This window comes from Flavobacterium sp. P3_A6 (assembly GCF_056403035.1).
Genome location: NZ_JBFUGG010000003.1, coordinates 13,076 through 31,858 on the forward strand (window position 1 = coordinate 13,076; position 18,783 = coordinate 31,858).

18 protein-coding genes are annotated in these 18,783 nt (G+C 35.4%); 4 read left to right on the plus strand and 14 right to left on the minus strand.

Annotated elements, in window-relative coordinates:
* The first annotated feature begins 35 nt into the window (after positions 1-35).
* The 3 genes from AC1DVP_RS03545 (at position 36) to AC1DVP_RS03555 (ending at position 4,010) form a co-directional block, all read left to right on the plus strand.
* Complete coding sequence (locus tag AC1DVP_RS03545; RefSeq protein WP_477182173.1) at positions 36-800, plus strand: sensor histidine kinase; 765 nt, start codon at positions 36-38, stop codon at positions 798-800.
* The gene (locus AC1DVP_RS03550) at positions 769-1,488 is read left to right on the plus strand and encodes a LytR/AlgR family response regulator transcription factor (protein ID WP_477182174.1); all 720 of its coding nucleotides are present in this window, start codon (positions 769-771) and stop codon (positions 1,486-1,488) included. The genes AC1DVP_RS03545 and AC1DVP_RS03550 overlap by 32 nt, the downstream gene beginning before the upstream one ends.
* Positions 1,489-1,739: 251 nt before the next feature.
* Positions 1,740-4,010: a cation:proton antiporter gene (locus tag AC1DVP_RS03555; RefSeq protein ID WP_477182175.1), complete on the plus strand. Its 2,271-nt coding sequence runs from the start codon at positions 1,740-1,742 to the stop codon at positions 4,008-4,010.
* 49 nt (positions 4,011-4,059) lie between these two features.
* Here AC1DVP_RS03555 and AC1DVP_RS03560 read toward each other — a convergent pair whose 3' ends face one another.
* The 4 genes from AC1DVP_RS03560 to AC1DVP_RS03575 all read right to left on the minus strand — a co-directional run bounded on the left by AC1DVP_RS03560 (position 4,060) and on the right by AC1DVP_RS03575 (position 8,934).
* Positions 4,060-6,558 (minus strand): DUF5686 family protein, encoded by a 2,499-nt coding sequence (locus AC1DVP_RS03560; protein WP_477182176.1) that lies wholly within the window; start codon positions 6,556-6,558, stop codon positions 4,060-4,062.
* A gap of 115 nt (positions 6,559-6,673) precedes the next feature.
* Positions 6,674-7,237, minus strand: a complete 564-nt coding sequence (frr, locus tag AC1DVP_RS03565) for a ribosome recycling factor (protein ID WP_477182177.1) — start codon at positions 7,235-7,237, stop codon at positions 6,674-6,676.
* Between the two features lie 76 nt (positions 7,238-7,313).
* Complete coding sequence (pyrH, locus tag AC1DVP_RS03570; RefSeq protein ID WP_477182178.1) at positions 7,314-8,021, minus strand: UMP kinase; 708 nt, start codon at positions 8,019-8,021, stop codon at positions 7,314-7,316.
* Between the two features lie 127 nt (positions 8,022-8,148).
* A complete protein-coding gene (locus AC1DVP_RS03575; RefSeq protein ID WP_477182179.1) occupies positions 8,149-8,934 on the minus strand; it encodes a patatin-like phospholipase family protein in 786 nt (261 codons plus the stop codon).
* Between the two features lie 216 nt (positions 8,935-9,150).
* On the opposite strand from AC1DVP_RS03575, the gene AC1DVP_RS03580 reads away from it, so the two are divergent.
* Positions 9,151-9,768, plus strand: a complete 618-nt coding sequence (locus AC1DVP_RS03580; protein ID WP_477182180.1) for a thioredoxin family protein — start codon at positions 9,151-9,153, stop codon at positions 9,766-9,768.
* A gap of 313 nt (positions 9,769-10,081) precedes the next feature.
* Here AC1DVP_RS03580 and truB read toward each other — a convergent pair whose 3' ends face one another.
* The 10 genes from truB to modA form a co-directional block, all read right to left on the minus strand.
* The gene (gene truB, locus AC1DVP_RS03585; RefSeq protein ID WP_477182181.1) at positions 10,082-10,780 is read right to left on the minus strand and encodes a tRNA pseudouridine(55) synthase TruB; all 699 of its coding nucleotides are present in this window, start codon (positions 10,778-10,780) and stop codon (positions 10,082-10,084) included.
* Positions 10,780-11,577 carry an undecaprenyl-diphosphate phosphatase gene (locus tag AC1DVP_RS03590; RefSeq protein ID WP_477182182.1) on the minus strand — a complete coding sequence of 266 codons (798 nt, stop codon included), beginning with the start codon at positions 11,575-11,577 and terminating at the stop codon, positions 10,780-10,782. Before AC1DVP_RS03590 ends, truB begins: the two co-directional genes overlap by 1 nt.
* The gene (locus AC1DVP_RS03595; RefSeq protein ID WP_477182183.1) at positions 11,578-11,823 is read right to left on the minus strand and encodes a DUF3098 domain-containing protein; all 246 of its coding nucleotides are present in this window, start codon (positions 11,821-11,823) and stop codon (positions 11,578-11,580) included. It lies immediately after the preceding gene.
* A 48-nt stretch (positions 11,824-11,871) separates the two neighbouring features.
* On the minus strand, positions 11,872-12,747 hold the full coding sequence (locus AC1DVP_RS03600) for a cell division protein FtsX (RefSeq protein ID WP_477182184.1): 876 nt from the start codon (positions 12,745-12,747) through the stop codon (positions 11,872-11,874).
* A gap of 133 nt (positions 12,748-12,880) precedes the next feature.
* Positions 12,881-15,448, minus strand: coding sequence for a TonB-dependent receptor (locus AC1DVP_RS03605; RefSeq protein WP_477182185.1), 2,568 nt, complete (start codon positions 15,446-15,448; stop codon positions 12,881-12,883).
* A gap of 123 nt (positions 15,449-15,571) precedes the next feature.
* Positions 15,572-15,919 carry a winged helix-turn-helix domain-containing protein gene (locus AC1DVP_RS03610; protein WP_477182186.1) on the minus strand — a complete coding sequence of 116 codons (348 nt, stop codon included), beginning with the start codon at positions 15,917-15,919 and terminating at the stop codon, positions 15,572-15,574.
* An 83-nt stretch (positions 15,920-16,002) separates the two neighbouring features.
* A complete protein-coding gene (locus AC1DVP_RS03615) occupies positions 16,003-16,878 on the minus strand; it encodes an ABC transporter ATP-binding protein (RefSeq protein ID WP_477182187.1) in 876 nt (291 codons plus the stop codon).
* The gene (modB, locus tag AC1DVP_RS03620; protein WP_477182188.1) at positions 16,878-17,552 is read right to left on the minus strand and encodes a molybdate ABC transporter permease subunit; all 675 of its coding nucleotides are present in this window, start codon (positions 17,550-17,552) and stop codon (positions 16,878-16,880) included. The genes AC1DVP_RS03615 and modB overlap by 1 nt, the downstream gene beginning before the upstream one ends.
* Positions 17,545-17,949 (minus strand): TOBE domain-containing protein, encoded by a 405-nt coding sequence (locus AC1DVP_RS03625; RefSeq protein WP_477182189.1) that lies wholly within the window; start codon positions 17,947-17,949, stop codon positions 17,545-17,547. Before AC1DVP_RS03625 ends, modB begins: the two co-directional genes overlap by 8 nt.
* Positions 17,946-18,719 carry a molybdate ABC transporter substrate-binding protein gene (gene modA / locus AC1DVP_RS03630; RefSeq protein WP_477182190.1) on the minus strand — a complete coding sequence of 258 codons (774 nt, stop codon included), beginning with the start codon at positions 18,717-18,719 and terminating at the stop codon, positions 17,946-17,948. The genes AC1DVP_RS03625 and modA overlap by 4 nt, the downstream gene beginning before the upstream one ends.
* Positions 18,720-18,783 lie beyond the last annotated feature (64 nt).

Here is an 18,783-nt window from a genome sequence, read left to right on the forward strand (position 1 = left end):
AGCAAAAACTCTTTTAATTTTTCAAATTTATCTAAATGAACAGTACTCAAGAAAACAATAGCATTATATATGTGTTACTGGTAATTATTCTGGTATTTATCGTAGTGCTTTGCTATCTTGTTTATCGCTTGATTGAATCTGGAAAAGCCAAAAAAAGTATTGAGGAGCAATTTGGCCTGCTCGAGTTGAAAGTCAACAATCTGCAGTTGGAAACATTAGAATCCAAACTCAATCCGCATCTTTTCAAAAATATTCTCAATTCAATTCAATCGCATGCTTACCAAACGTATTTTGCTTTGGATAAACTGGCCAATGTTTTGGATTATATTTTATACGAAAGCCAAAAAAAGTTTGTTTCTCCAAAAGAAGAAATTCAGTTTGCCTTAAACCTTATTGAAATTAATAAAATAAAAGTGAGCCCGCTTTTTGAATTGAAAGTAAAAACCAAGATTAATGAAGGGGAAAAGCTGTATGAACAAAACCTTTTGGCTCCTTTGATTTCGATTGATTTGATTGAAAATGCCTTTAAGCATGCAGATCTGCAAAGCGCCGATGCTTTTATTTCAATTTTGTTTGAATTCAAGGACAATTGTTTCTCTCTTACGGTTTCCAATAAAATTTCCGAGAAAAAAGCCTTAAAAAAAGAGCGAAGCGGTATTGGTGCAACAACATTGGAACAACGATTGAAAATTATATACAAAAATCAGTTCAAATTGGATAAATTTGTCGAAAATGACATCTATATTGCGCATTTAAAAATCAATCTTCTTGAATACAAAAATCAAATGCTTACTGCTTGACGACGAATTGCCGGGTTTGACTTACCTGAAAATGCTCTGTGAGCAAATCCCGGAATTGGAAATTATAAAGGCGTTTAATGATCCTCAAAAATTATTGGATGAAGTACCCAAACTTGATTTTGATTTGTGTATTTCGGATATCGAAATGCCGGGAATTGATGGTTTGACTTTGGCGCATCTGCTTCAAAATAAATTGGTAATTTTTACCACTGCCTACAAAAATTATGCTGCCGAAGCATTCGATATCAATGCCGTGGATTACATCACCAAGCCAGTTACCAAAGAACGGTTGGAAAGAGCTGTTGCAAAAGCTTTGGAACGATTCCAAAAGCTGGACGTTTCCAAAAAATTTATTCATCTGAATACCGATAAAGGGAAGTCGTTATTGTATTTCGACCAGATTCAGTACATTAAAACGGCATCAATTGACAGTAGGGATAAGGAAGTATATTTGACAGACGGCAGTGTTTTAATTCTGAAAAATATCAATTTTGGTTCCTTACTGAATCAGCTTCCCAAGGCAGAATTTTGCAGAGTGAATAAAAAAGAAATCATTGCGATATCGGCAGTTCAGTTTTTCAATCACAATGAAATTACGCTTACTCTTCAGGAAGTAAAAGGAAAACCAACCGTTTTGGTTTTGAGTGAAACCTATAAAAATGATTTTTTAGCGAAAGTGAAAGTATAATGTCATTTAGAAATATATTAATGCTAAATTGACTGTTGCAGCCAATAATCTGCAAACTTTTACAATGCTTCCTTCGTCTGCATGACAATATTGGGTCAAAGGATCGCATAATATTTCTAAAAGCATAACTTATTACAAAATTTTACAGCCTTATTACATCGTCTCAAAATTAGATCGCAATTCATTTTTTACCTCCAAAATCAGTTCTCATATTTGCATGAAAATTTAAATTAATTTTAAAAGAGTGTCGTATGAAGAATATTAAAAATTCTTTTTTCTATTTGAGTATTATAGGCGGATTTTCTGTTTTGATTTATTGGATTATCCTAAAAGGGAAAATGCTGGAATCGGGACGAAATATTATTTCTCACCATGTAGAAAATGGGCATTGGAATGATTTCGTAACGTCAATGTCGCAAAATCTGCAGCATCCTTTGGCTATTCTTTTGGCACAAATCGTAACTATAATTCTGGTAGCCCGATTTTTTGGCTGGGTTTCCAGAAAAATTGGACAGCCAACCGTAATTGGCGAAATGATTGCCGGTATTGTTTTGGGGCCATCTTTAATCGGGATGTATTTTCCGGAATTTTCGGCAATGCTGTTCCCAAAGGATTCGTTGGGAAATATTCAGTTTTTGAGTCAAATCGGGTTAATCCTTTTCATGTTTGTAATAGGAATGGAACTCGATTTGAAAGCGCTCAAAAACAAAGCGCATGATGCCGTAGTAATCAGCCATGCCAGTATTATAATTCCGTTTGCTCTAGGTTTGGGCTTGGCTTATTTTATTTATTATTCTTTTGCTCCGGAAGGGGTTGAGTTTCTTTCTTTTGGACTGTTCTTGGGAATTGCTATGAGTATTACTGCATTTCCGGTTTTGGCTGGAATCGTTCGGGAACGCGGGATACATAAAACAAAATTAGGAGCAATCGTAATCACTTGTGCCGCAGCCGATGATATTACGGCCTGGTGTATTCTGGCAGCCGTAATTGCTATTGTAAAAGCGGGTTCGTTTACCAGTTCGCTGTATGTTATAGTATTGGCTGTATTATATGTAATGCTGATGCTAAAAGTTGTTCGTCCTTTTCTAAAAAAAGTGGGTGATTTGAATTCGACAAGAGAAAGTCTGAGTAAGCCTGTTGTCGCTATTTTCTTTTTGACTTTATTACTGTCTTCTTATGTTACAGAATTAATAGGGATTCATGCTTTGTTCGGAGCTTTTCTGGCTGGGGCAATCATGCCGGAAAACAATAAATTCCGTTCTATTTTTATCGAAAAAATTGAAGACGTTTCAGTAGTCGTTTTACTTCCTTTGTTTTTTGTTTTTACAGGGTTGAGAACCCAAATAGGATTGATTGATGATCCGCATTTATGGAAAATTACGGGAGTTATTATTATGGTTGCCGTGGCGGGTAAATTTTTTGGAAGTGCTCTTGCCGCAAAGTTTGTCGGTCATAGCTGGAAAGACAGTTTGTCTATTGGAACCTTAATGAATACAAGAGGTTTAATGGAATTGGTCGTGCTGAACATTGGGTATGATTTAGGTGTTTTGTCCACCCAGATTTTTACGATGATGGTAATTATGGCTTTGGTGACAACTTTTATGACCGGGCCGGCTTTGGATTTAATCAATTATATTTTTAGAGATAAACCGACAGCTATTCCTGAAGAAATCAGCAATAAGAGCAAATATAAAATACTTATTTCTTTTGCCACTGCCGATAAGGGCAAACTGTTGCTAAAAGTAGCTAACAGCCTGGTTAAAAAACAAGGCGGAAACACCATCGTGACTGCAATGCACTTGTCATTGAGTTCAGAACTGCACTCATTTGATGTTAAGGATCATGAAAAGGAAGTCTTTTTGCCGGTTATTTCCGAGTCTGAAAATTTGGGACAAAAAATAGTTACGCTGTTTAAAGTGTCCAATGACATTGATTCTGATATTACCGAAACAGCTAATCATGGTGATTATGATTTGTTATTGGTTGGTTTGGGACAATCTATTTTTGAAGGAACATTACTTGGAAAAGTGCTAGGTTTTACAACACGGATTATCAATCCAGACCGTTTTATTGATAAAATTACGGGGAAAGAAGGTTTATTCGAAAACTCTCCTTTTGATGAAAGAACCAGACAAATTATCGCTAACAGCAAAATGCCTGTTGGAATCCTTGTCGATAAAGAACTGGAAGAAATCAATCGGGTTTTTATACCCATTTTTTCTGTAGAAGACGGTTTCCTGATGGAATTTGCTCAAAAAATGATACACAATAACGGCTCTCAAATTACAGTTTTGGATTCTATGGGCGAAGCAAGAAAAAACAGGGAAATTCAAGAAGTTGTCCGTTCCATCGAACAGATAGCGCCCAATCATATCATGATGATGCAGGAAAGAACCATCAAAAAAGAATTTTTGGAACAGCAGGATTTAATGATTATTAGTTTAGAAAGCTGGAAAAAACTTATCGATTCGCATAGTACTTGGCTCAATAATACGCCTTCGGTGCTGATTATTAAATCTTAATTTTTGATAAAAAAGACTCTAATGATTTTGAAAAAAAGTTGGAGTCTTTTTAAAAACTTAAATCCAAAATAAAAGTCAGTTTTATAGCAATATTGTCTTTAAAGTTACTTAGATGATTTGGTCCATAGCGGTAATAGCCGCCGAGACCCAATCCGTTGAAGATTTTATTGAGTTCGATACCGGATTCAAAAAATCCTTTGTTCAAGGTCTTAAAATCGATTCCGATATGGTTGTCAGAATTTTTCATGGAGCCCCAAGCCATTCTGGTCACAAAATCGAGAGAGGGTTTTATTTTATTGAAAATGTGAATTCGGTTAAAACCGTGTTTGAACTGAAAAGACAGGAATTCGCTGGAAAAAAATTCATTGAAGTACATGGTCTCAAAACTGTTTCTGCCGGCAAATGTAATTCTCTTAAAAATCGTTTCCTGGTTAAGGTTGTTTGGTGAGTTACTGTACAATTGAGGAAGGGGAATGTCTCCAAAAGCGCTTCCAGCTTCGAGCAGTAAATAAGTTCTTTGACCGTTTAAATATTTGATTTGATAATCGGCTTTAAAATCAATTTTGGTATAAACAAAGTCATTATTCCAAACATTTGGAATGGACTGCGTTAGCTGTAATGTGAATTTTGGAAACCGTTTTTCGGCTTCAATTCTCCCGTTTGGGGTTTGCATATAATCACTGTACGGACTCCATTTTAAAGAAAGTGTTGCCGTAGTCATTGTGTAGGTGTGATATGAAGCGCCATTTAGGACGTAAGTATAATCGAATTGAGGCGTTACAAAAGTATTGGCCAGCGCCAAAACACTTTCTGTTTTTGGAATAATTTTACTTTCCAAAGCAATTTTCCAGCGCTCATACCGGTAAAAAGTATTGAAATTTATCGAACGCGGGTCATAAATTTTGAATGCCTTTTTTTCAACAGCATAGTCGGTACTGGCAATGTCCCGCAGATCATCGGTATAGCTTACGCCAACCCAGCTGTTAGAGAATTTATCCACTCGGGCACTGATTCCTAAATTGTATTTGAAGTTATAATCCCTCAGTCCATAAGCTGAATAGCCTTCTAGGCGGTATTTTTTTGAGAAATAATCATTTGTTGTGCCTCCAATACCTAACCGAAGACCTTCATAATTGTTATAGCTCAGTATTTTCCGCAGATCGAAATCCCAAAATCCAAGAGGGAGGTAACCGGTTAGAATTTTTCGCCCTAAATTTAGCCTGCTTTCAATTCTCTTTTTTATCGAAATGCTGTCAAGAGATAGGTAGGTTTTCTCGCTGCGGCTATCCAAACTGTCTTTTCGGAATTCAGTCCAAAAGCTTTCAGGTTTGTTTATGGCATTCTCTTTGATTTCGACTTGAACTATCGGTTTTTTGATTAATACAGGAGTAGAGTATTGAATGTCGAAATTTGTGGTTTGGGAAAGAAGATAAATATAATCGGATTCATTTCTTTTTCTTGGCGTTAAATCTTCTTCAACATCGCCGTCAAATTGAATTGTCCCTCCCAATATTTTTATATCGTCATCATTAGTGCCTTTGACAATTTTAAACGTTGTGGAGGTAGGAAACCACAAATATTTTTCCGGAATGAACTGAAATTCATGAATCCCGCTAATGTCGAGTATGCCTTTGATGCGCATAATTGCTTTTGCAACTGCAAAATTAATTTCATCGATATATAAGATTCCTTCCAGACCCGCAGCTCTTTTTTCTTTCTTGTTTTTAAAGTAAATCATATAGGTGTTCCGTCCATCTATAGCCACAGTGTCCAACAGTTTGAAGTTGTAATCCTTTAGGGCGTCATTGTCAATCGGGCTGTTGTATTTGGTTTCAAAAAGCTCGTATTTTGGATCGTATATGGAGTAGGACTGAAGGTTGAAAGTTAGGATTTCGTAAACTGGCTGTTTGAATCCAGCCATTTTTGTGCCTAAAATCGTTTCTTTTAATCTCTTGCCGTCAAATTGGTATTTTGACACTTTTTCAGTTTGAAACAAATGCTGTTTCTTGATGAGCTGTTTGAATTTATAATCGGTAGAATCTAGTTTTTTTAGATAAGTTCCATAAGTATCGGTTACAAATACTGAGTCTATTGTCCCATTTATGGAGTCTGGATTGGCAGTAACAATTAGTTTGTTGTAGGATTTAAATTCAAAGCTTTTTAGTTTTTTCTGCGGATTGTTTTGCTCTTTATTCTGAATGGCTTTTTTTATAATGGCCAATGCCGGGTTTTCATTAGAAACAATAACTTCGTTGAGATGATCTGTTTTTTGAAGCAGTGCTACTTTGTAAAACAGCTGGCTGTCTGTTACGGTAATGTTTTTTTTTACATATCCAATATAGGAAACCGTTATTGCCGTTATTTGGTTTTTGGATAATAAACGGAACTTTCCATCCACATCTGATATGGTGCTGGAGCCATCATTTGAAGTAATTGAGGCGAAAGGAAGTGCTTTTTGGGTTGAAGCATCTTTTACAATTCCGGTTATTTGAAATTGTGCTTGAAGCGAAAACGTAAAAAAGAAGAACAGAATAATAAAGTGCTTCATATAAACGGTTTAATTCAAAACGCTTTTTTATGCATTTTGTTGCAACAAAAATAACTATAAAAAAATCTGTCAAGTTCATTTGGAACGAGACAGATTTTTATTTTTAGTTTGAATATTAAACTTTCATGATTTCAGCTTCTTTTACTGCCAGAAGCTCATCAATTTTTTTAATATAAGAATTAGTCAAGTTTTGCACTTCTTCTTCGGCGTTTTTGCAAATGTCTTCCGAAGTTCCTTCTTTTTCTAATTTTTTGATATCAGTATTAGCATCTTTTCGGGCATTTCTAATCCCGATTTTAGCGTCTTCTGCTTCTGATTTGGCTTGTTTTGCCAATTCGCGTCTTCGGTCTTCGGTAAGAGGCGGAACGCTGATGATAATCATGTCGCCGTTATTCATTGGATTGAAACCAAGATTAGCAATCATAATTGCTTTTTCTATAGGATGCAGCATGTTTTTTTCAAAAGGCTGCAGCGTAATTGTTCTGGCATCAGGCACACTGATTTTGGAAACTTGGGAAAGCGGTGATGCCGACCCGTAATAATCAACAAAAACACTTCCCAACATCGCTGGTGATGCTTTTCCAGCGCGGATATTTAAAAAAGCTTTTTCTAAATGCTCAATCGAACCTGTCATTGATTCTTCTGTGCTGTCTAATATAAATTCAATTTCTTCAGTCATTTTTTTTTAGATTTCAGATTTCAGACTTCAGTTTTCAGATTGCTCTACTGCTATCAAAAAAACTGCCTACCGCTAACTATATATTAACTACTGTTCCTATATTATGTCCGTCACAAATTTTCAATAGATTACCTGCTTTGTTCATGTCAAAAACAACTATTGGCAATTTGTTTTCCTGGCTTAAAGTAAATGCTGTGGTATCCATTACATTCAATCCTTTTTTCAATACATCATCGAATGAGATGAAGTCAAATTTCACTGCAGAAGCATTTTTTTCAGGATCACAGTCATAAACACCGTCAACACGGGTTCCTTTCAAAATAACATCAGCATTGATTTCGATGCCGCGCAAAACAGCTGCGGTATCAGTCGTGAAATATGGGTTTCCGGTTCCAGCTCCAAAAATTACAATTCTTCCTTTTTCTAAGTGGCGGTCCGCTCTTCTTTTGATATAAGGCTCTGCAATGGATTCCATTTTTAATGCAGTCTGCAGGCGGGTTTTCATCCCTTTGTCTTCAAGAGCTCCCTGCAGCGCCATTCCGTTAATAACAGTAGCAAGCATTCCCATATAATCTCCTTGTACTCTGTCCATTCCCTTGCTGGCTCCAGCCACACCTCTAAAAATGTTTCCTCCTCCAATTACGATAGCGATTTCTACACCTTTGGCATGAATTTGCTTGATTTCATCGGCATATTCGGCCAATCGTTTTGGGTCAATACCATATTGTAAATCACCCATTAAAGCTTCACCACTTAATTTCAGAAGGATTCTTTTGTATTTCATCAGTCAGTTTTGTTTTTTTAAGGTCTCCCTTCGTTTGTCGAAAGTAAATTGCGTCAGTTATTGAGTTCAATCTCACGAAATTTGTGCAAATATAGACATATTCTGTTTTTTTTGAAAATAGTGTTCCTTAAATATTTAAATTAAGTTTCTCGTAAGATTTTTTTGCAGATTCATAACCGATATTAAATATAGCTTCCATTTTAGCTTTACTGGTTTCGAATGTGCTATATTGAGATAAGGCTTCGGGTTCAATGAGCCAATTGCAATGATCAAACTTTTGCGTACTTGAATTTGCCGAAAGCAAATCAAAAGCTCTTGCCGTTACTGATTTGATTGAATTTAAATCACCGGCTTCAATTTTTTGAATCGGGCTGACATAAACGCCAATTAAAGTTTCACATTTTTCTTTTAAAATATCAGTTGGGAAATGATTAAGTATTCCTCCGTCGCTGTATAATTGGCCATCAATCTCATAAGGAGACATTATTCCGGGAAATGATGATGATGCCAAAATTGCATCTATCGTTTTTGTTTCCGGGCCAAATATTTTAGACTTTCCCTTAATCATATCAGTTGCTGTGATATATACAGGAATTTTGAGTTCAGACAAAGTCGTTTCTTTAAAAATGTCATAAAAGTACTCTTTGAATGATTCGGAATCTATTAAACCCGCTTTTGAAAAGGTGAAATGTTTCCAATGGAAAAAATAAATAGATTTAAAGAATTCCAAAATGGCTGCAGGAGATTTTCCGCTCCCATATAAGGCAGCAACAATGGAGCCCGCACTTGAACCAGCAATCTGCAGGGGATGAATATTTTTTTCTTCCAGAAATTGTAATACGCCTGCATGAGCGATACCTTTTGATCCTCCTCCAGAAAGTATTAAGCCTATTGATTTTGTGTTTTTGTTCATATAATAAATTTATGCTTTTTGTTTGTTCTGAGATGATTTTTATCACATTTTAAATATAATCATATCCCTAAATTTGTATCAGATAAACTTGTATATGAAATGAGCATATTGTTGTTGAGGCAACTTAGAGTAATCACGAAAAAATGATGAAATAAACTGCCAGCTAATCAATAACAATATGTAAATTTCTTTTGATGAGAATTAAATTAAAGATAAATGAAAAGTTTGGTAGCAAAAGCATTGTTTAACAGTTATTCCTATTTAGAGTATAAAAAAGTTGTGAGTGATTTGCTGGCAGAAGGCAAATCAACAGGAAATGAGCAATCTCCGGAATTATTAAATTATACTGCTTTGAACGAAACAAGACTGAAACGTTTGGACAAAACAATTGTTGTTACCGAAGAAATCAAGTCTAAACTAAAAACATTAAAAAAAGAATATATTTGGTTAGTTATTGCTGAAGGCTGGTGTGGCGACGCTGCTCAAGTTTTGCCAATATTGAATAAAATGGCTCTAGAATCGAATAAAATAAAATTAAAAATCATTTTCAGAGATTCGAATGATGATTTAATGAATCAATATCTTACTAATGGAGGAAGAGCCATTCCAAAACTTTTGGTTATTGACAGAGAATTTGGAAAAGTGTGCTGTAACTGGGGTCCAAGACCAAAAGGAGCTACTGATTTAATTGTGAATTATAAAGAACAATTTGGAATAATTGACGAGGAAGGCAAAGCGCAATTACAGTTATGGTATTTGCATGATAAAGGATTGTCTGTGCAAAATGAAGTTGCTGCCATGATGTGTTCTATAAAAGAATGTGTTTGTTTATGAGGATAAGTTTTTTGAAAAATTATTTTTTTGTAACAAAAAAAATGTAATTTAGTATTTGCTATCCAGGTCTATTGTTTTGATTTACTTTTTTTTATTGGCGTTTTAAATATTGTTCAACAATTTAAAAGACATCGTTATGAAAAAGCTATTTGAAAAGTTTTACGACTATTTCTCTCATTTTCTCTTTGGAAATGAAAGCGCCACTCACTATTAATCAATAGTGGAGGCAAGCTGAAAAAGGGTGTAAAAACACTGCTTTAATAAAAAACACATCTCAAATCCAATTTTGTATTTGTTATGTGTTTTTTTTGGATTACATTTTTTGGATTAGGCTCTGTTCGAATAAATTGACATTTATTGCATCTTCTACATTGTAATCGCCAATTTTTGTTCGCCTCAAAACAGTTAAGTGTGATCCTGAATTCATTGCTTTTCCAAAATCGAAAGCTAAGGAACGAATGTAAGTGCCTTTGCTGCAGACTACTCTAAAATCAATTTCAGGAAGTGCAATTCGGGTGATTTCAAATTCATGAATAGTGGTTTTTCTCGAAGCTATTTCTACCGTTTCGCCAGCACGTGCGTGTTCGTATAAGCGTACGCCATCTTTTTTTATGGCCGAAAAAACAGGTGGTTTTTGATCAATTTCTCCTAAAAACTGCTTTACAGTTTCGTGAATTAAAGACTCATTGATATGATCTATCGGGAAAGTTTGATCAATTTCGGTTTCCAAATCATAAGATGGAGTTGTCGCTCCAATATAAAAAGTTCCTGTATATTCTTTGGCTTGACCTTGTAACTCAGAAATTCTCTTAGTGAATTTTCCAGTACAAACCAATAAAAGGCCAGAAGCTAATGGGTCTAAGGTGCCCGCATGCCCAATCTTGAATTTTTTTGGCAATCCTACTTTATTGATTAACGCATATTTGAGCTTATTTACCGCTTGGAAAGAAGTAAAATGCAGAGGCTTATCAATTAAGAGAACCTGACCGTTTAAAAAATCTTCGGCTGTCATTAAATTATGGTCAGAGGATGGATAAAATAGTGAATTGCCAGCAATACAATTCCTGCGATAATACGATAGTAACCAAAAACCTTAAATCCGTTTTTGGTCAAATAACCAATGAAACTTTTGATGGCTAAAAGAGCAACAATAAATGCTGCTATATTTCCAATAATCAGTAAATTGATTTGATCGTCAGATAATACAAATCCGTCTTTATAATAATCATAACATTTTTTTACCGTAGCTCCCAGCATTGTAGGAACAGCCAGAAAGAAAGAGAATTCGGCAGCAGAAGTCCGTGAAAGTTTTTGTGACATTCCCCCAACAATCGAAGCACCGCTTCTGGAAACGCCAGGTATCATGGCAAGACATTGGAACAAACCAATTTTTAAAGCCTGCAGATAAGTGATTTCTTGTGAAGTTTCGGAGGTATTTGGGTTATTGAACCATTGATCTACTTTTAATAAAATAATACCGCCTATCAATAATGAAACAGCAACTGTTACTGGATTTTCAAGTAAGGCGTCAATTTTTTTGCTGAAAAGCAAACCAAAAATAACAGCAGGAATAAACGCTACTACTAATTTGAAATAAAAATCAAAGGATTGAAAAAAACGCTTAAAATATAAAATCACAACCGATAAGATGGCTCCCAATTGAATTACAATAGTAAAAAGTTTGGTGAAATCATCGTGTGCTATTCCAAAAAAAGATGAAGCGATAATCATGTGTCCTGTAGAAGAAACAGGCAAAAACTCAGTAATCCCCTCGATAATAGCAAGGATGACAGCTTGTAATGTATTCATTTATGCTTTTTTAGAATTTTTAAGAATAGCATAAATAGTGATTCCAAAACCAATTAGAACTGTAGTTGGCGCCAAGCGGATTCTTCGGAAATCAAAAACAGATTCGTTAAATACTTTTGGATCATCGCTGCCACCGCCAGACATTAGTATAAATCCTAATACAATTACGCCAATCCCAATTAATAGAATTTTATAATTTACTTTTTCAAAAAGGAATTCGTGTTTATTTTGTTCGTCGTTTTTCATTTTGTCATTAAGAGGAATGAAGCAATCGCATTCCTGTGTTTTGTTAATTTAGTATAAATCGTCAGTTCTTAAATTCAGGAATCGCTGTGTCGCAAAATAAGTGCTTAACCAAGTAATCAAAATGCCAATTCCAAATATGGTAACCAGGACAAGGGCTATTAGTAATTTGTTATCCAGAATTCCTAAACCTGGGTAAGTATTTGCAAGATAAATGAGCAGGGCTAATAAAGCGAGGACAGCAAGGCCAGCTCCGATCATTCCCAGTTTTATGCTGCGCATTACAAAAGGCTTTCTAATGAAAGACTTGGTAGCACCAACCATCTGCATGGTTTTAATGATAAACCGGTTAGAATAAATAGACAAACGCAATGAACTGTTGATTAATAATACAGCGATAACCGTTAATAATCCGCTGGCGATTAATATCCACATACTCACTTTTTTGATGTTGTCATTAACTAGATTTACCAGCTGTTTGTCATAAACAATATCCGAAACCATAGCATTTTTGCGCAAACGGGCTTCTATTTTTGCAATACTGTCTCTAACCACAAAATTGGCTTTTAAGTGAATATCATAAGAGTTCTGCAAAGGATTTTCACCCAAGAACGTCATGAAATCTTCACCAATAATATCCGAATGCTGTTTTGCGGCTGCTTCTTTGGAAACATATGCAAATGACTTTGCAAAAGGGGCAGTTTTTAATTCTGTGCCAAAAGCTTTTACAATACTGTCATTAGCTTCATTCTTAAAAAATACTGTCATCGCAATTTCTTCTTTGAAATCGTCTGCCAGTTTTTTAGAATTTATAATAAAAAAGCCCAGTACTCCTAAAAGAAATAATACTAAAAAGATACTCAGAACTACCGAGAAATAAGAGGAAAGCAACCTGCGTTTTTGGAATTTATCAAAAGATGAAGCCATAGTTTTTTGTAATTATGGGGTAAAAATAATAAACATATTCTTTAATTTGAAGTTAAAGGCGGCCAAAGTTTTAACTTTAGTGTAAATAACGCTTTTTAGCTGTTGGATTGGAGCTGATTGATTGGTTTTTGTTTTAAATTTTGTCTATATTCCATGTTAATGATAAGTAATAAAGCGCTCCAATTTGTGGCCCTCCCAAAATAGAGTAGTAGGGTTTGTTCAAAATATTGGTTCCTCCAAGCTTGGCAACAATTCCTGGTTTCTCGAAATTGTAATTGATTTGTGCGTCCATGGACCAATATGCAGGCACTGCACCACTAACCAAAAATGAAACATAGTCGTATTTGCTTTGCTGGCGATAAGTAACACTTGCTCCAAGATTTTTCCATACATTTTCGGCTACGACTGTTCCGTTTGCAATATATTCCGGAGTGTTAAAACCATCTTCTAATCCATCTTTGTCATCTGTTCGGTCTAATTTGGAATAAGTCACATTTCCTAAAAATGAGAACATGTTGCTGTAACGGTATTTGAATCCTAAACTGCTTCCATAATTATATATCTTGCTTTTGGAATTGGTCCACAACCGGTAACGGCTTTGTGTAGTTTTAGAATAAAGGGCTGTTGGTATTTGCACTGGGTCGGTAGTGTTTGCAATACTGGCTTCTACCTGAGCAATGAAGTTTTCATAACGGTTGTAATAAAAGTCGGCATCGATAAACAAACTCTTTTTTAGAGCAACACCTCTAAAACCAAATTCAAAAGAACGAACAAATTCAGGCTGTAAATAAGTATATGGATTTTTTTGAATGGTGCCTTTATTTTTGTCAATAGCCTGCGCTTGTGTCAGCCCAAGTGTATTGATGTCGCTGGTTACCTGGGCTTGGAATTTGTCTATGGAAACTTTGGTATAAGAGTTTTCGAAAATTCCATCAGACATAATTCGCAATCCCCCCACTCTTTTTACTCCGCCACTATTAACGTTAGAAAAACCTTCAAAAATACTCGGGAATCGGTAACCGCTTTGATAAGAAGCGCGAAAGTTAATTTCTTCTTTTGGAGAATATACCGCAGTAATCCTTGGTGTAAACTTCACATCAAAATAATCGGCTTTGTCTGCGCGGATTGCGGCACTTAACCGTAATTTTTTATCAAACAAATCTTTGCTCAATTGGGTGAATCCTCCCGTTTTTCCATAGGTCAGGTTTTCGTCATTATTAACCGGATTGATAAAGTAATTTCCGTCGGGAACAATAATATAGGTTCTGTAATCAAATCCGCTTAAGAGCTGTGCACCCATTTTATTAAAAAAGTCTGCAAAAACTTTGTCCCAGTTCAATAAACCTTCAGAATGAATGAGACTCGATTTTACGCGAAGTGCAGCGCCATAATCCCAATTATTGATGTTGACCAGTTCCTCTTTCTTTTGTTCATAAGCATTAGTACCAGGAATAAATCTTCCCTGATCGGATGTTGTTCTCGCAATTTTGTGAGCATCAGCAACTGCTGATCCATGGGTTACCGCATTATTGTAGGCAGTAGTATAATCGGAAAACCATTTGTCGTCTGATTTGAAAGCTCGATCCATATTTTCTGCCAAAGAGCGCATATTGTATGAGTTGCCTGTGTTTTCGTGTGTGAGATAAGCGCGGACCATGAAAATATCGGTATGGTAATCAATCGCATATTGACTTAGTTTGTAATCGTCTAATCTAAAACGATTCGAACGCTGATAAACTGTATTGATCAATGCTCCTTTGTAAGTTACTGTTAATTCATGTCCTTTTTTGGGTCTAAAATACAAACCGCCATCCCATTTGCGATTTTTAATATTATAATCGGCAATGTCAGTTTCTCTGTAGCCTGTTCTGGAAACTACATATTTTTTTCCGTTTAAAGTCAGTGTTTTTCTGTTGGCTGATTCATTTCCATATCCATTTACTTCATCATAAGCGGGATTGTTGTCGCCGTATAAATTGGTCGAAGCATTGATGTTTGGAGCCAAATCGGTTCGGTTATCAGCAACCCAATCGGTTCCATTAGTAATTGAACCGTTTATTTTGAAAGCTATTTTCGAATTGATTGCTTTGGCATAACGCAAATTAGTTGTCGAGAAAAGCTGGGGAGAGAATCGGTCAATGTTTCCAGTATGATTGACACCCGTTAATTGTTGAATACTCATTCCCTGATATTCGAATGGATTTTTGGTTTGGATATTTGCCAATCCGTTGATGGCGTTCATTCCGTACAAAGCTGCTGCCGATCCTGGAATAACTTCTATTTTGTCGATATCAAGATCGTTTGCTCCAAGGGCATTAGCAATTGGCGCGCCTAAATGCGGTGCCTGATTGTCGATACCGTCGATTAATTGGGCAAATCGAACATTGGTCGTATTGGCAAAACCTCTGGTATTGATGACTTTAAAACCTAAACTCGGGGTGATAATTTGTACTTCTTTTAAATTCTCTAATGCATCAAAATTGGAAAGTGAACCGTAGTTTTTGGCATCGGCAGATTTTAATTGTTCAATACTGATAGGAGAGCGTAAAATAGTTTCTTTGGTACGGGAAGCGGTTACCACTACTTCTTTAAGAATTTGTTTTTTGATAGTATCTTGTTTTTTTTTGGAGTCTTCCGTTGACGTTTGCGACCAACTTTTTAAGCTTAGTAATAGTAGAAATAATGGAAATTTTAGCTTCATATTGCAATAGATTTTCAGTGTGTTTAATAAGGAATACTGATGGTTGGTAATTTAGTTTTAGTTGTTTTTAAGTTTAATGAAATTCAGTATGTTTTAAAATGAATAGTGATTGATAAATTTTTTTTAAAACTTCAGATTTTGAGTTTCTTTTTCAGCAAAATCTTTAATTCGTTTTTCAATTTTATAAAAAGTTTGAATGGCTTTTTCTCCAGCTTCAGTTAATCGGGCTCCTCCACCGCCTTTTCCTCCCAGTAATTTTTCAACCAAAGGGCTTTCGGCACGTTTATTCATTTCTTCGACCAATTGCCAAGCCTGACGGTAAGCCATTTTCATTTCTTTGGCAGCATTAGTGATAGAACCTGTTTTTTGAATATTTTCCAACAGCCAAATTTTTCCAATACCTAAAAATGGACCTTCGGTTTCTTCAATCCAAAGTCTCACTTTAACGGAATATTTTTTGTTTTCTGGCATAGGACTATGTTTTGAGAAACATATTGGCAAACATACGTATTTTTACTTATAAACGAAATGTAATTTGTTAGAATTTTACGCTTTTAAGAAATAACCTGAATAATTGGATTAAATGCCTTCGAAGCTACTAATACTTTTTGTCCTATTTTAAAATCTTTGATTTCGTCTTCGGTGGCGACCACTTTTATAATGTTGTTTCCAGAAAAGACTTGTATGACATAAATGATGTCGCTTTTGGTAATACTGATTATTTCGCCAGTCAGTTTGAATTTACTGCTTATTTTTTCCTCAGCAAATACGGTGTTTGGAGTTCCTTCTTTGATGATTTTTCCTTTGTCAACGACAATAACTTTATCGGAGAGCTTGAAGATTTCGGGTATAGAATGGCTAATCATCAGCGTGGTTAATTGATATTTCTGATGAATTTTCAAGATATAATCCTGAAGTTTAAACCGCATATCATCGTCCAAAGCCGAAAGCGGTTCATCTAATAAAAGTATTTCGGGTTTACGGACAATCGCTCTCGCCAAAGCCACACGCTGTTTTTGCCCGCCAGATAAATGCTGTGTTTTGCTGTTTTGCAACGATTGCAATTCCATCAGTTCGATTAGTTCCGAAACAATTTCATCCGAATCGTTTTTGGTCAAGGCAAATTCTAAATTTTCTTTTACGGTTAAATTTGGGAACAATGCAAAATCCTGAAAAACAAATCCAATAGAACGTTTTTGAACAGGCAAATGCTGTTTTTTTTGAGAATCATCCCAGATTTTATTTCCAACTTGAATCTGTACTCTTTCTGCCTGGGTGAGTCCGGCTAATATTCGGAGAATTGTTGTTTTTCCAGCTCCTGAATTTCCATAAATGGAGATAAATTGTCCTTTTTCAAAAGTCAATGAGATATCCAGAGGCAATTCGCCGTCAGCTGTCTGCAATATTTTATAAGCACTAAGCTGTATCATTAATAAAGAGTTGTTTTTCGGGACTTATTATTGATTAAATGAACGGCTAACAAAATTGAAAAAGAGAACGTAAACAATATTCCGGCATACACATTGGCATTATGATAATTCATCGATTCGACTTCTTCATAAATAGCGATAGAAACAACTTTGGTTTCTTCGGGAATACTGCCGCCAACCATTAAAACTACGCCAAATTCTCCTATGGTATGAGCAAAAGTCATGATAATTCCCGTAAGCAATGACGCTTGAATATTTGGCAGCAAAATTTTGGTAATGGTAGTAAATCTTGATTTTCCTAATGTAAAAGAAGCTTCCTGCAAAGTGGCCGGCAAATTTTTCAGCCCAGATAAAATGGGATTCACCATAAAAGGCAGACTATATAAAACAGATGCCAGAATTAATCCCTCGAAAGTGAATACCAAACGCAAATCGAAATAATCGGATAAAAATTTTCCGAAAGCATTTTCGGGACTAAAAGCAATCAAAAGATAAAATCCCAAAACGGATGGAGGCAAAACCAAAGGCAGACTAATCAGGGCTTCAATAACTGCTTTGAACCGGAATCGGCTATAGGTCAGCCAATAACATAGCGGAATGGCAACAGCCAAAAGAATCAGCGTTGTGATAAAAGCCAGTTTTGCCGTGAGCCATAAGGGTTCCATATTAATCATTGGGAGATAAGCTTATTTCGTTTGTTTTTATTAATGCCAATACGCTGTCGTTTTCCTTTAAATCTAATTTTTCGCAGGCATTAGTTGTGATGATAGATTTTAAAATAATACCGCCGAAAGACAAGTTAATCTGGGAAAGTATCACTCCTTTTTTTATAGATTCAATAGGGCAAAGCAACTGATTTTGAATGCTGATATTTGGGTTTATATCTTTAGAAACAATGACTTCAGTTTCTTTAAAAATAATTTTGACCGCATTATCAATTTTTAGATAACTGGCAGTTTTCGGCGTGTCCAAAACAATCGAAGAAAAAACAACATTGTTCGATTTTACTTTCACAAGCGATATGCCTTCGTGCGATTGAATTTCCGATATGATTCCGTTTAGTATATTCATTTTGTTTTAGTATCATAACCATAATATTTCAAAATAGCGATTGCTTTTTTTGAAGATATAAAATTATAAAATTTAGCGGCACTTGCATTTCCTTGCGCATGTTTCAAAAGTACACAACCTTGCTCTAAAATGGAGTGGCTTTTTTGAGGAATAATATAATATTTGCCGCCTTCTTTCTGCATATTGGGTGTAAGAACAAGCGACAAGGCGATGATGCCAATATCGGCGGCACCAGTAGTGACGAATTGAGCAGCTTGTGTAATGTTTTCGCCAAAAACGAGTTTGCTTTTGACTTTATCATAGATTTTGTAGAACTTCAAACTTTCTATTGCTTTTTCACCATAGGGTGCAGTTGTTGGATTTCCAATGGCTATTTTGTTAATGCTGGAATCCAAAAGGCTGTTTATTTTTCTTTTATTAGGATCTGTTTTTTTGCTCCAAATAGCCAGTTTTCCTATCGCATACATTTTAATTTCAGAAGTGGTCAGTTTCTTTTTTTTCAATTGATTGGGATAATCCATATCGGCGGAAAAGAACAAATCAAAAGGAGCGCCATTCGAAATCTGCTCAAATAATTTTCCCGAAGCACCATAAGTAATTTGTGCATCTATATTGGGATTCTCTTTTTTGAAAACTGTATTAATAGAATCTAAAGCAATTTTCAGATTAGCGGCCGCAACAATGGTGATTTTTTGCTGTGCTTTTGCTGTGCCGAAAGTCAACAGTATTAATACGGTTAGAAAAGAAAGCAGTGATTTTTTAATTATCATAATGTTTTGATTTGGTTCTAATTTTTTTTTAGTCAATAGATCACAGATTTATATATTAAATTCC

Coding starts and splice junctions, on each gene's coding strand:
- AC1DVP_RS03605 (WP_477182185.1), bottom strand. CDS start 15,448: ATGAAGCTAAAATTTCCATTATTTCTACTATTACTAAGCTTAAAAAGT.
- AC1DVP_RS03580 (WP_477182180.1), top strand. CDS start 9,151: ATGAAAAGTTTGGTAGCAAAAGCATTGTTTAACAGTTATTCCTATTTA.
- modA (WP_477182190.1), bottom strand. CDS start 18,719: ATGATAATTAAAAAATCACTGCTTTCTTTTCTAACCGTATTAATACTG.
- AC1DVP_RS03555 (WP_477182175.1), top strand. CDS start 1,740: ATGAAGAATATTAAAAATTCTTTTTTCTATTTGAGTATTATAGGCGGA.
- AC1DVP_RS03545 (WP_477182173.1), top strand. CDS start 36: ATGAACAGTACTCAAGAAAACAATAGCATTATATATGTGTTACTGGTA.
- AC1DVP_RS03615 (WP_477182187.1), bottom strand. CDS start 16,878: ATGATACAGCTTAGTGCTTATAAAATATTGCAGACAGCTGACGGCGAA.
- modB (WP_477182188.1), bottom strand. CDS start 17,552: ATGATTAATATGGAACCCTTATGGCTCACGGCAAAACTGGCTTTTATC.
- AC1DVP_RS03625 (WP_477182189.1), bottom strand. CDS start 17,949: ATGAATATACTAAACGGAATCATATCGGAAATTCAATCGCACGAAGGC.
- AC1DVP_RS03595 (WP_477182183.1), bottom strand. CDS start 11,823: ATGAAAAACGACGAACAAAATAAACACGAATTCCTTTTTGAAAAAGTA.
- AC1DVP_RS03590 (WP_477182182.1), bottom strand. CDS start 11,577: ATGAATACATTACAAGCTGTCATCCTTGCTATTATCGAGGGGATTACT.
- AC1DVP_RS03575 (WP_477182179.1), bottom strand. CDS start 8,934: ATGAACAAAAACACAAAATCAATAGGCTTAATACTTTCTGGAGGAGGA.
- truB (WP_477182181.1), bottom strand. CDS start 10,780: ATGACAGCCGAAGATTTTTTAAACGGTCAGGTTCTCTTAATTGATAAG.
- AC1DVP_RS03610 (WP_477182186.1), bottom strand. CDS start 15,919: ATGCCAGAAAACAAAAAATATTCCGTTAAAGTGAGACTTTGGATTGAA.
- frr (WP_477182177.1), bottom strand. CDS start 7,237: ATGACTGAAGAAATTGAATTTATATTAGACAGCACAGAAGAATCAATG.
- pyrH (WP_477182178.1), bottom strand. CDS start 8,021: ATGAAATACAAAAGAATCCTTCTGAAATTAAGTGGTGAAGCTTTAATG.
- AC1DVP_RS03600 (WP_477182184.1), bottom strand. CDS start 12,747: ATGGCTTCATCTTTTGATAAATTCCAAAAACGCAGGTTGCTTTCCTCT.
- AC1DVP_RS03560 (WP_477182176.1), bottom strand. CDS start 6,558: ATGAAGCACTTTATTATTCTGTTCTTCTTTTTTACGTTTTCGCTTCAA.